A 12607-nucleotide genomic window follows, 5' to 3' on the forward strand; every position below is an offset into this window, starting at 1 on the left:
CCCCATTATTATTATATCCTAAATTTCGAAAATAGGCTGCCCAAAATCCTTAAATTTTGGACAGCCCTCTACTGTTCTAAATTCTATGCACTTAATACTTCTTTAGTAGATACTCTTATATTAGCCACTATACTTATAGTTATAAATGTAAGGCTTTCTGATAATATTGTACCTGCCCAAATTCCATTTGCTCCAAAGACTTTATAAAGTATCATTAGTGAAATTGGCAAGTATATAACAGACCTTAAAAGACAACTTAAATTTGAGTATTTTGGCATCTCTAGGGCTTGGAAATAAACTAATGTATTTAAATTTATTCCAACGGCAAAATAACTTACACTTGCTATTCTAAGTGCTATATATGCAAGATTTGCAATTACAGGATCTGCTGTAAATATACCTATAAGTGTTGGACCAAATATAAAACATATTATAACAGAGAAACCACTAATTATTGTTGAAGATATACATGTTATCTTGAAAAATCCTAGCATTTGTTCTCCATCTTTTTTACCAAAATTATAGCTAATAAGAGGCTGTACCCCTAAAGTCAAGCCATAAAGAACCATATATATATTTGTTGTTATATAGTTAATTATACTATAGGCTGAAATTCCTTTTTCTCCAATAAACATAACTAAAACAATATTATGTATTAATACCATTATTGAATAACTTCCTTGAGCAAAAAAAGACGGAAATCCTATTAAACAAAATTCTTTTAAATCCCTTTTATTTATTTTTACATTACCAAAGGTTAAATAACCTTTCTTCATAATAAAATGTGGCAATAACACAGATACTGTAATAATTTGACCAAGGCCTGTAGCTATTGCAGCTCCCTTTATGCCTAATCCAAATTTAAATATAAATATATAATCTAAGATAATATTAGTTACTGCTCCTGCAATTGTTGATATCATGGCAAGCTTTGGCCTTCCATCATTTCTTACAAAACTACTTAGTACTATTCCTATCAAGTTAGGGATACAAAAGATTGCATAAAATCTTAAATATTCCACTGCTAATCCTTTTAAACTAGTTGTTGCTCCTAAAATAGTTACTATTTGTTCCGTGAATATAATACATGTAATACTTATAATACCACTGGCTATTAAAAGAAACTTAAATACTTGTCTAAAAATAATTACTGCTCTATCTATATTCTTTGCACCTATATTTTTAGACACTAAAGTTCCTCCACCTATGGCAAACATTGAAGCAAGTCCAAATAACATCACTGTAAAGGGAAGTACAATATTTACTGATGCCAATGCTAAATCACCGACACCTTGCCCAACAAATATTCCATCCACTACTGTATATAAAGATGATATGAACATGGCAAGGGCAGAAGGCACTGCATATTTAAAAAATTCTTTCAATCTATTCTCTTTTTCCATACTTTATTCTCCTTTGTTTTTTATACTACCTTATACATAATAAAGTCTATCCTTAGTATAGAGTCAATAGTTTTTTCATATATATCCATAAATTATATATCTATCTAATGAATATATTGTTATTATCTTTAGAAAAGACTGCAGTAAAGAAAAAGATTTCGTAAATAATCAAAGATTATTAGTAAACAGCATATATTATTATCACTTGTCAGTTAATATGAAAAAATAAATTAATGAACTTTAATATAGTTGATAATTTACTAAACACATAATAGCAAATTTTATACTGTAATAAAAAAGAAAGATGCTTTCAAAGTACATAATTACTTTTAAAACATCTTTCTTTACTATTATCACCTAAAAAATCTTAATATTTTTTAATTCATTTTCCAATATTCCAAGTATAATATTTCTTATAATTCTTTTTCAAGCATAGCCAAAAGCTCATCAAATCTATTAATAGTATCTTCTAAAGGCTTTGGTGTAGTCATATCTACCCCAGCTTTTTTTAGTATTTCAATTGGATAGTCACTACATCCAGCTTTTAAGAAGCCTTTATATTTTTCAACTGCCTCTTCCCCTTCATTAAGAATTTTTTCATAGAAAGAGTTAGCTGCTGCAAAACCTGTTACATATTGATATACATAGAAATCTCTATAGAAATGAGGAATTCTTGCCCATTCAATGTCAATTTCACTGTCCACTACCATAGTATCTCCAAAGTAGTTAACATTTAAGTCATGATAAATCTTACATAAATCATCACTAGATAAAGCTTCACCCTGCTCCATTTTTTCATGGACAATCATTTCAAACTCTGCAAACATGGTCTGTCTGAATACAGTAGTTCTAATTCCTTCAAGTTGTTGATTTATTAAATATAATCTTTTAGCTTTATCCTTTTCATTTTTTATTAAAAAGTCTATCAATAAACACTCATTAGTAGTAGATGCCACTTCAGCACAGAATAATTCATAATCAGCATAGGTATATGGTTGATTATTTCTTGAATAATAGGAGTGTATGCTATGACCCATTTCGTGAATTAAGGTAGATACATCATTCACTTGATTTTTATAGTTTAATAAGATATATGGCATAGAGGTATAGCTACCACTAGAGTAAGCTCCTCCTCTTTTTCCCTTGTTCTCATAGACATCAATCCAACCTTCTTTAACACCTTTGCTAAAGATATCAATGTACTCTTTCCCCATTGGCTCTAGAGCTTTTTCACAAAGAGCTACTCCTTCTTCAAAAGCTATATTAAACTTTGGTGCATCAATAATTGGCACATATAAATCATACATATGAATTTCATCTAAGTTAAGTAATTTCTTTTTTAACTCTACATATCTATGAAGAGAATCTATTCTTTTATTCACTGTGTTTACTACATTTTTATATACTTCCACAGGAATTTTATTAGGTTTTAAAGATGCTTCAAGACAAGAGTTATATTTTCTAATTTTACTTTCAAAAATAAAGTTCTTAACAGAAGCAATATACGAAGTTGACACGGTATTTTCATAATTCTTATAAGTTTTAAATAGAACCTCAAAGGCTTCTTTTCTGACTTTTCTGTCTTTACTTGTGATAAATACTAAATAATTTGAAGCTGTAAGCTCTACTTCGTTACCATCTTCATCCTTTATTTTTGGAAAGGTTATATCAGCATTAATAAGCATAGTGAATATATTACTTGGCGCACTTAGACAATCACTAACATTTGCTAATATATTCTCTTCTGCTTCACTTAAAATATGAGGTTTACCTTCAAATATATTTGTAATATATCTTTCATAATGTTTTAATCCAGAAGTATTTTCTATAAGCTTCTTAATATCTTCCACTTCCATAGTTAACAGTTCTGGAAGGAAAAATGAAATTATTCCACTAAATTCAGCTCCAAAAGTAGATATTTTATCCATCATAACTTGATATTTAGAGTTAGATTTATTTTCATCACTTCTTAAGTGAGCATATACTACTAAATCCTCATATAAACTTGCCATATCTTCATATTGATGTAAGTAATCTAATAGTTTAGCTCCTATACTAAGCTGACCCTTAAATTCTAAAAGACTTGGAGCTTTTTCCTTTAATTTTCTAAAATCTTCTTCCCACTTTTCATCAGTAGCATACATTTTATCTACTTTCCATTTATATTTTTCTTGAACTTCTTCTCTTGTCTTTATTTTTTCCATTGTTGCCATGTTGCACCTCCATATTACTATTTAATGATAAAATTTTCCTTAATCACTATTATACCCTAAGATATTTTTTTGTAAAATATCTACTTATTTTTGCAGAAGTTTCTAGTGTTTTTGATAACCGCTGCTCGAATTTTCTCCTTTATGTATGGATTATTATATATATGATCAGAGTTAAATTTACAACTATTCATTAATGAAATAAAAGTAATTCTTCTATTTCCTTTATTTAATCTAGCTATTGCTCTATCTATTTTTTTATCTATAGCTTGAATTTCCTTTTCAAACTTTATTTTTTCTAAAATATATCCTCTTAATTCAGGATACTTAAAAACAGTAATATTAGTAATATCAGCTACCTTTACTACACTGGCAAAAACTAATCTATCTTCCTTAGAAATTATAGTTTTTATTGCTTCATCTATGTCTAATTTATACTTACTTAAGTTATCTGCATTCTCCACATAATTATAAAATTCATTATCTTTAGTTATGTAATTTTCCATCTTAAGCTCCTTTTTAATCCTCTTATGTATTTGCTTTTTAACTTGTTATACTAATGAAAACAGCTAACAATATAGCTATTAACTCTTCATATTTTACCATGTTTTTAATCCTCTACTTAAATGACAAACCCTTGAAACCCGGATGAACAGAACAACTATTTAAATAGTTATATATTTATATAGTTTCCTATACAAATAGGTATATTTAAAAATATATTCATATTTAAATAGTTTAAATTATCATTACTAATAATCATTATAACTTATTTTATTAATACTTTAAAACCTGAATTTAATTGCAAGCTTAATATAAAAGGATATCTTAGCTTATTAACTTTAATAGCTTTAGATATCCTTTTTGTTTTGTCCGATGACTACCTGCTCTAATACTCCCTATTCTTCAAAGTGGGAGTAAAGAGCAGTTACGTCCCTGGATAACGATTTCTAAGCTTCATTGGGAGTTAATAGTCCTTCTGAAGCAAAGAACTCTGTTTATTAATTTTGATTTCCCTCATTTATATTCTAATCTTACTTACAAGGCAAATTTTTTTCACCCCACAAAACCATTTGCTCAATAGTCGGGAGTAAGGATTTCCCCTTAGGTGTAAGATAATAAACTGACTCTACTTTATTGTTGTTTATCTCTTTTTCATTATCTATAATCTCGCTGTTTATAAGAATTTCTAGCTGCTGAGATAGCATTTTTTTACTACAACCCTTCATTCGACGATTTAATTCTCCAAATCTTTTACTATCCTTACTTAGTGACCAGATTATATTAGCTACCCACTTCTTGCCTAAAATATTGGCTAAAGCTTCTACTGGGCAGTGATATTCTTCATTATTTGCTACAAACATAACTTCTCTCCTTTAGTATATACCTCTAAAAACCTTTATATAATTAAATAAGTATACGCTATTAAGTATATATTATACCTGTATCATTTTTCTTTAGCTACTCTTAATACACTTTTTTCACTAATTATTAATAGTTTTATCTATTTATTAATTCTCTCTATCATATCATCTAAAAATTCTTCATTTACTATCCCAATTCTTTCCATAGTAATGAATCCATCCTTATCAATAAAAACAGTTCTTGGTATACTTGCAACATTGTATTTATTAGCAAAGTCTAAATCCATATCATATAAAGTCAGCATATCATATTCATTATCTGCCATGAACTTTTTAGCACTTTCTACAGTCTCTCTTTGTCCATCTGTCATATTTATCATTAATATTTTAACATTATCTCCATATTTATCATTTGCCTCCTTAAAGTGAGGCATTTCACTCTGGCAAGGTCCACACCAACTAGCCCAATAATTTAGTACCACTGGTATCCCCTTGTAATCTGATAGTTTAACTGCCTTTCCATCTTCATCATATACTGTAAAGTCTACAGCTTTGGTCTTTGTATCCTCTGTCTTATCTTTCTCACCGGTGATAAGACTATCACTTATTCCTTTATTGTTATTTTTATCATTTTCCTTATATCGAGATGATAGTTCATTATATCCTAAATAAACCAATATAAAAAATATAATGAAACCTATAACCCATATAATTATATTTTTATTCTTCATAACTTCCTCCTAAAAACTTAAAATTGAAAGTATTTTATTTAAATATCCTGTCATCATTGCAATTCCTATGACTACAAGAATTATTCCAGAAATCCTATTAATTATCTTATAATTTCTTTTTATAAAATCTAAGGTTTCCTTTAGCTTCCCTATCAAAATAGCAGATATAATAAAAGGGATTCCTAATCCTATACTATAAATAAATAGCATTAAAGCGCCCTTTAAAACCTGCTGACTATTAGCAGCAATCATCAGGGCTGATCCTAAAAATGTACCTACACATGGCGTCCATCCAATGGCAAAAACTACTCCAAATAAGATTGAAGAGATAAATTTTAGAGATTTAATCTTCATATCCATTTTAAAACTTCTCTCTAAAAATGGAATTTTAAGTAACCCCATGTAGTTTAGACCAAATATAACTATTATTGTTCCACCTATTATATTAAGTAGTGTATAGTAATTTCTAATAAAGCTTCCAAAAGTCCCTGCTAAGGTTCCTAACAGTGTAAATATTATTGTAAAACCAATTACAAATCCTAAAGCATTTATTAAAGTATTATTTTTCTTTCCATCTTCTAAATTATTATCTCCTGCAAAGTAAGAAATATATATAGGCAACATTGGTAAAATACATGGAGATATGAAGGTTATAATTCCTTCTAAAAATAATAAAATATATTCCATATCTTACTCCTTTCAAAGTTATTTACACTAAATATATCAGTATATACTTAACCTTTCAATTGGTCACCTTTTAGTAACCTTTATTATGATATACCTATATGCAATAATTAATTCTTAATAATGTTAAACTTTATAAATTCATTGAAACATATTAAATAAACTTAAATACACTAATATTAAGTAATGAATAGGAGAATATTTATGAGTGATTTTAAAGGATCTTGTGTAGATTTGTATCCAGCTCTAACAAATACACAGAAAGGAAGCCTATATGGATATATCGATTCTAAAGGAAATTTTATTATACCACCTAGCTTTTCTACAGCATCAAGCTTCAATGAAAATAGATTAGCTATAGTTTGCAAATATAATAATTGTGGTGTTATTAACATTAATGGGGAATATGTAATTCCACCTATATATAATTCTATAGAGCCCTTTGTTGAGTCTAGAGCTGTATATGTACAAGGAGACATTATGGGTGTTATAGATGAAGGTGGAAAAATAATTACTAAAAACCCATATACCTTTATCTCTAGCTATAGTAATTCTCTAGCCCTTGTTAGTATTAAAACTTCTTCTGATGACCAACTATATGGTTATATAGATATGGATGGTAATGAAGTACTACCACCAAATTATTTGGAAGGTAGTGACTTTAAAAATAACTATGCACTAGTTAAATCTCGTGATGGTACCTATCAGGTCATTGATAAAAGTGGAAATGTTATTACAAACTTTCCTTATAAATTTGTAGGTAATTATAATGAAGGTGTATTTACTTTTTCCGAAAGCCTAGGAGGTCTTATTGGCTATGTAGACATATATGGTCGTGTTCTTATTAAGCCTAAATTTACATCTGCTTCTCCTGTAAATGATGGATACATGGTAGTAAGCACCGCACCTAATTATAAAGGTAATTATGGAGTTGTAACTTTATCTGATCATACTCTATATCCTTTCATTTATGACGACATAAGATATGTAGGAGATAATAAATTTGCTCTAGGCATCTATCGTGGTAATGATGTTAATACTTCTTTTAATAGTATCTACGCATTAGGAGACAGCAATGGCAATACCCTTACAGATTTTAAGTTTTTAGATATTCAAAAATTTAAAGATGGATTAGCCTCTGCTTATAATCTTGAAAATAGTTTCTTTATAGACCTTAGTGGTAGAATTGCTAGAAACCTACCTGTAGTTAAAGGAACTGGCACCTTAGAGCTTCAATGCGATATTGTTTATGCCGATATAGACTATATTCCTTATTACATGAATAAGAATGGTGATATAATCTATAAACCCAATAATCGAATTAAATTAAATGATGAATATACTATACTAAAACTCAAATATAAGCCTAATGTAGATTATTTAGTATATTATCCTCAAATTAATCAGTCTACTCCATCTACAGTAATTGAAAATATCAATTCAAAGTTAAGGGAATTGTGTGCTCTTAAGATAGTTGATCGTAATGAAGTCTTAGATTATAATCTCTATGGAAATTTTGAAACTTTATTCTTTAAAAAAGACTTATATATTCCAGAAATAAATACCTATTATTATCCTTTTGGCGCTGCTCATGGAATGACAACTAGAAGCACACCAAATATTAACTTGAAAACTGGAGAGTTTTATTCCTTATCTGATTTATTTAGTTGTACTACTCGTTGGGTAGATGAAATAAATAAAATCATAGAAAATATGATAGAAACTGATCCTCAATATTCTTATGTATATGAAGATGGCTTTAAAGGTATTACTAGTAACCAGAATTTTTATGTAGATGAAGATAATCTATATATATATTTTGCACCTTATGAGATTGCACCTTATGCTGCTGGTTTTGTTACCTTCAAAATTCCTTTTGCAGATATAGATTCTCTACTTTGTAAAGACGGAAGTTTTTATAACTCATTTAATTGATGAATAAGGATGTCTCCAAAGCCTTACCTTAAGTTTATTTTAGTAAACTTATACTTTGGAGACACCCTTTCATATCCTTAAATTTTAATGTTTATATTATTATTTATCAGTTCCAGTATATATGAATATAGCATCCCTTAAAAAAGCTGCCATTCCTGGTTGTTTAGCATCATAATATGCTGTAAATCTTTCATCATCCACATACATTTGGGCAAGTCCTGCATGGGCTTCTTTACTGTAACTGCTCCAGTAATATTCTATCCATTTGCGATGTAATTCTGCTGTTTTCTGAGCTAGTTCTCCAGCTGGATTACCTGTTTTAAAAGCTGCTACTAAAGTATTCATAATTTCTTCTGCAAGGTTTGTTACTTCCTCATATTCTTTTTCTGACATACCTTTTACTTTTGCATTAGATTTATTTACCTCATCATCACCATATTTTTCTCTTATTTCTTTACCGTATTTCTTCTCATTTTTATCTATTAGTTTTTGTTTGAACCCTTCAAATTTTTCTTTATTACTCATCTTAATTCCTCCTTTTTTGTTAGCTATGGTCTTTTCAACATTAGCTATTAACAAATCTATTTGTTTTCTTTTTTCAAGGAGTTTAAGGCGATGTTCTATAAGTGCATTAATCCCATCAAAGGAAGGTTCATTTATTATATTTTTTATATCTATTAAATTAACCCCTAATTCCCTATAAAATAGTATTTGTTGCAGTCTATCAAGCTCTGATTGCCCATAAATTCTATATCCTGATGAATTAATTCTTGCCGGCTTAAGAATTCCTATTTCATCATAGTATCTAAGGGTTCTTGTACTTATCCCTGCTAACCTACCTAATTTTTGCACTGTATATTCCATATTCTCACTCCTCCTAATATTTAATATACAGCTTTACGCAACGTGAATGTCAACAGTTTTATTAAAATTATTCCCCTTATAATTTTAATACACTTATCTCATGTCTTTCTTCTAAGTTATATTGAAAATTACAGTAATAGAGTATTTTTATAATTCACTTACTTTACTATAGCTTATTTTTTCTTCAACTAATTTGTATACAGTTCCAAATACTATACCAATTAGTGCTGGTCCCACCCATCCTAGTCCTTTAGAATAGAGAGGTAACTTGCTAAATAAATTCACAATAAAGTTCCATTGCATTCCAACTTGTCCTAATGCATCAAAAACACTTACAATTCCTGTAAATAGTATCGTTAATCCATATACCACTGTACTTCCATTAAAAAACTTATCTAGCATTGCAAGGATTATAAGCATTATTGCTATTGGATAAATTGCATTTAATACTGGTACTGATATAGCAAGAATTTTTGTTAATCCCATATTGGCAAGAATCATACTAGAAAGTGATAATATTCTAACCCAATTTTTATATGATAATTTACTAGTTAATGTGGAAAAATATTGACTACAGGAAGTTATAAGTCCAACACAGGTTGTAAGGCAAGCTAATGTAAATATCACTGCTAACAGTACAGCACCTGGTTTTCCAAATATATAAGTCATGATATTTGTTAAAGTTTGTGCTCCATTTTCTGTAGCTCCAAATCTTCCTCCACTAGTTGCTCCTAGATGTGCCAGTATAGAATAAACTACTAATAATAATCCGCCTGCACCTACACCAGCTTTTACAGATGTGGAAAAAATTACCTTTTCATCCTTAATTCCTTTGGATTTTATAGCCAATGCTATAACTATTCCAAAATTTAAAGCTGCTATGGTATCCATAGTTAAATATCCATCTAAAAAACCTTTAACAAAAGGTGAGTTTACATAATCTTCTGTGGCTACTCCATAACTACCTAATGGTCTGAAAATTGATGCTATAAAAATTAGTGAAATTAGTACTAATAGGATTGGTGTCAAAAACTTACCCATCCGATCCACTAATTTAGCAGGAGTTAATGAAAGCCAATAGGCTACTGAAAAGAATATTAAAGTAAATATAAAAAGTGCCCAAATTTTTGATATGTTTTCTGGCAAATATGGTGCTACAGCCATTTCAAAAGGTAAACTTCCAGCTCTTGGAATACCTAAACAAGGACCAATAGATAAATATATAAGTACTGTAAATATACCTGCAAATAACGGATTAACTCTTTTAGCTAAATTATGTAGTCCCCCTGATTTCGCCACTGCAACTACTCCTAAAATAGGAAATCCTACTGCTGTTATAAAAAATCCTACCATTGAAATCCAAGTTGCTCTCCCTGCTAATTGCCCTAGAAATGGTGGAAATATTAAATTTCCGGCTCCAAAGAATAATGAGAAAAGCATTAAGCTTATTAATACTAAATCTTTTTTTGATAAGTTGTTCATTTTTATTCCCCCTCGTTTATGCTGTGAATTTTCTACTAGCTAATAATATCACCTGGAATATCCATAATATTCCCCCTTTTCAGTTTATTAGCGCCTTAGTTCCTTTCTTTTAGCACTGATATACATCCAAAAGATCTTCTATGCCTTTACTTATTTACATTTTTAATTCTAATGTAAAATAAAAAACCCGTCCCTTGAAAAACAAGGGACGGGTTAAACCGCGTTACCACCCTAATTCTGTAAACAAATCTAAAAAAATACATTAATAGATTCAATTACAACACTTAGATACGTATCTAACAATACGCTTTTCTTTTAACGGTGAAAGACTCCGGCAAAACCTACTAAAATATTTCGGCGTTGCTTCTCAGAGATGATTTTCAGTTGTACATTGAACATTGGCTTTCAGCAAAATACCAACTCTCTTTGGATCAAAAATACTACTTACTTTTTCTCTTCATAGAATTTCTTGAATTTATATGCTATTAATATTATATGCATATTGAACCTCTGTCAATACTTTTTAATAACTTTTAATTATTTTTAATTTAGCCTATTACATATTCCCTATACTTTTCATAATCTATATTGGAACACTCAATAGATAGCTCAGTACCATCATTTCTATATTTTCTATCTATAACTCTTGCATTATCATTTAAATAAGATAACAAATCTCCTTTGTCATAAGGTATAAACATATTACAATTTATATAATTATTAAATACCTTAGTAGATATAGTTTCTACAAGTTTATCTATACCTAAATTTTTCTTTGCTGATATATAAACTCCATTTTTTTCAGTTAAATAATCATCTACTAAGTCAATCTTATTATAAACATAAATCATAGGAACTGATTCTGCTCCTATCTCTTTTAAAGTTTCATTTGTTACTTTAAGATAATGTTTATAATCTGGACTAGAAATATCTACAACATGGAGTAATAAGTCAGCTTCACAAACTTCCTCTAGGGTAGATCTGAAAGCCTTTATTAAATTGTGTGGTAAGTTACTTACAAACCCAACTGTATCTGACAATAAAAATTTTTTATTATCATCTAACTTTATGCTTCTTATAGATGTTTCTAAGGTTGCAAACAGCATATCTTTTTCAAAAACCTTTTTTTCTTCACTATCTTTAAATGTATCTATCATACTATTCATAATTGATGATTTCCCTGCATTAGTATATCCAACTAAGGCTATTTTGGGTACACTAGACTTTCTTCTTAAGTTACGCTGTGTTTCTCTTTGATGTTTTAACTCTTCAAGTTCCTTGTTTAAGGCAGCTATTTTTGCCTCAATCTTTCTGCGATCAAGCTCTAACTTTTTCTCTCCAGTACCCTTATTTTTTGTTCCTACACCTCCACTTTGACGACCTAAATTTTCATTAGCCCCAATTAGTCTTGGTAATAAATACTGAAGTCTTGCTACCTCTACCTGAAGTTTTGCTTCTCTAGTTTTTGCTCTTTCAGCAAATATATTTAGTATTAGTGCAGTTCTATCAATAACTTCACATTCAATAGCCGTTTCTATATTTCTTAATTGGGATGAAGATAACTCATTATTAAAAATTACTATGTCTACTTCTTCACTATTTACTAATGATTTCAATTCATCTAGCTTTCCACTTCCAATATAATGTGCCTTATTGATTTGTTTTGAATTTTGTACAAGTTCTCCTATAACTTCAATATCACAGGCCATACATAAATTCTTAAGTTCAACCATAGATTCTTCAAATCCATTTTCATTATTTATATTTATTCCTACTGTTATTCCCTTTATTTCCATTTCCATAATCTCCTTTAATCATACTATTTTAATTTCTATAGTACGGATTCATGATTATAGAATTTTAACTTTAAAGTTAACTTCTTTAAAGAAGTCTCCATGATATATACGGAGTAAATTCTACTATCTAAATCATAT

The 12607-nt window shown here is 29.0% G+C and carries 10 protein-coding genes and 1 other annotated feature; of the genes, 1 reads left to right on the forward strand and 9 read right to left on the reverse strand.

The window, feature by feature from the left end; all coding sequences use genetic code 11:
* Nucleotides 1-83 precede the first annotated feature (83 nt).
* The 6 genes from B3630_RS04525 to B3630_RS04550 form a co-directional block, all read right to left on the reverse strand.
* Nucleotides 84-1403, reverse strand: coding sequence for an MATE family efflux transporter (locus B3630_RS04525; RefSeq protein ID WP_346895894.1), 1320 nt, complete (start codon nt 1401-1403; stop codon nt 84-86).
* A gap of 413 nt (nt 1404-1816) precedes the next feature.
* Nucleotides 1817-3616: an oligoendopeptidase F gene (pepF, locus tag B3630_RS04530; RefSeq protein WP_346895896.1), complete on the reverse strand. Its 1800-nt coding sequence runs from the start codon at nt 3614-3616 to the stop codon at nt 1817-1819.
* Between the two features lie 80 nt (nt 3617-3696).
* Nucleotides 3697-4119: a hypothetical protein gene (locus B3630_RS04535; RefSeq protein WP_346869413.1), complete on the reverse strand. Its 423-nt coding sequence runs from the start codon at nt 4117-4119 to the stop codon at nt 3697-3699.
* 528 nt (nt 4120-4647) lie between these two features.
* A complete protein-coding gene (locus B3630_RS04540; RefSeq protein ID WP_346895898.1) occupies nt 4648-4977 on the reverse strand; it encodes a helix-turn-helix domain-containing protein in 330 nt (109 codons plus the stop codon).
* Between the two features lie 140 nt (nt 4978-5117).
* Entirely contained in the window at nt 5118-5708 is a 591-nt protein-coding gene (locus B3630_RS04545) for a TlpA disulfide reductase family protein (RefSeq protein WP_346895900.1), read from the reverse strand.
* A 9-nt stretch (nt 5709-5717) separates the two neighbouring features.
* Nucleotides 5718-6395 carry a cytochrome c biogenesis CcdA family protein gene (locus B3630_RS04550; RefSeq protein ID WP_346895902.1) on the reverse strand — a complete coding sequence of 226 codons (678 nt, stop codon included), beginning with the start codon at nt 6393-6395 and terminating at the stop codon, nt 5718-5720.
* A gap of 201 nt (nt 6396-6596) precedes the next feature.
* Here B3630_RS04550 and B3630_RS04555 point away from each other — a divergent pair, with 201 nt between their 5' ends.
* The gene (locus tag B3630_RS04555) at nt 6597-8327 is read left to right on the forward strand and encodes a WG repeat-containing protein (RefSeq protein ID WP_346895904.1); all 1731 of its coding nucleotides are present in this window, start codon (nt 6597-6599) and stop codon (nt 8325-8327) included.
* Between the two features lie 99 nt (nt 8328-8426).
* Here B3630_RS04555 and B3630_RS04560 read toward each other — a convergent pair whose 3' ends face one another.
* From B3630_RS04560 to hflX, 3 genes are all read right to left on the reverse strand, one after another.
* A complete protein-coding gene (locus B3630_RS04560) occupies nt 8427-9191 on the reverse strand; it encodes a MerR family transcriptional regulator (protein WP_346895906.1) in 765 nt (254 codons plus the stop codon).
* A 147-nt stretch (nt 9192-9338) separates the two neighbouring features.
* The gene (gene brnQ / locus B3630_RS04565; protein ID WP_346895908.1) at nt 9339-10673 is read right to left on the reverse strand and encodes a branched-chain amino acid transport system II carrier protein; all 1335 of its coding nucleotides are present in this window, start codon (nt 10671-10673) and stop codon (nt 9339-9341) included.
* A 201-nt stretch (nt 10674-10874) separates the two neighbouring features.
* Nucleotides 10875-11143, reverse strand: a binding site (T-box leader).
* 78 nt (nt 11144-11221) lie between these two features.
* Nucleotides 11222-12469: a GTPase HflX gene (gene hflX / locus B3630_RS04570; protein ID WP_346895910.1), complete on the reverse strand. Its 1248-nt coding sequence runs from the start codon at nt 12467-12469 to the stop codon at nt 11222-11224.
* Between the last annotated feature and the right edge of the window lie 138 nt (nt 12470-12607).

The organism is Clostridium sp. UBA7503 (assembly GCF_002477055.1).
Lineage (GTDB): Bacteria > Bacillota > Clostridia > Clostridiales > Clostridiaceae > Clostridium_J > Clostridium_J sulfidigenes.

What these genes read in the sequence shown, in the direction of transcription:
- B3630_RS04525 (WP_346895894.1), bottom strand. Translation starts at nt 1,403, where the DNA reads ATGGAAAAAGAGAATAGATTGAAAGAATTTTTTAAATATGCAGTGCCT.
- pepF (WP_346895896.1), bottom strand. Translation starts at nt 3,616, where the DNA reads ATGGCAACAATGGAAAAAATAAAGACAAGAGAAGAAGTTCAAGAAAAA.
- B3630_RS04535 (WP_346869413.1), bottom strand. Translation starts at nt 4,119, where the DNA reads ATGGAAAATTACATAACTAAAGATAATGAATTTTATAATTATGTGGAG.
- B3630_RS04540 (WP_346895898.1), bottom strand. Translation starts at nt 4,977, where the DNA reads ATGTTTGTAGCAAATAATGAAGAATATCACTGCCCAGTAGAAGCTTTA.
- B3630_RS04545 (WP_346895900.1), bottom strand. Translation starts at nt 5,708, where the DNA reads ATGAAGAATAAAAATATAATTATATGGGTTATAGGTTTCATTATATTT.
- B3630_RS04550 (WP_346895902.1), bottom strand. Translation starts at nt 6,395, where the DNA reads ATGGAATATATTTTATTATTTTTAGAAGGAATTATAACCTTCATATCT.
- B3630_RS04555 (WP_346895904.1), top strand. Translation starts at nt 6,597, where the DNA reads ATGAGTGATTTTAAAGGATCTTGTGTAGATTTGTATCCAGCTCTAACA.
- B3630_RS04560 (WP_346895906.1), bottom strand. Translation starts at nt 9,191, where the DNA reads ATGGAATATACAGTGCAAAAATTAGGTAGGTTAGCAGGGATAAGTACA.
- brnQ (WP_346895908.1), bottom strand. Translation starts at nt 10,673, where the DNA reads ATGAACAACTTATCAAAAAAAGATTTAGTATTAATAAGCTTAATGCTT.
- hflX (WP_346895910.1), bottom strand. Translation starts at nt 12,469, where the DNA reads ATGGAAATAAAGGGAATAACAGTAGGAATAAATATAAATAATGAAAAT.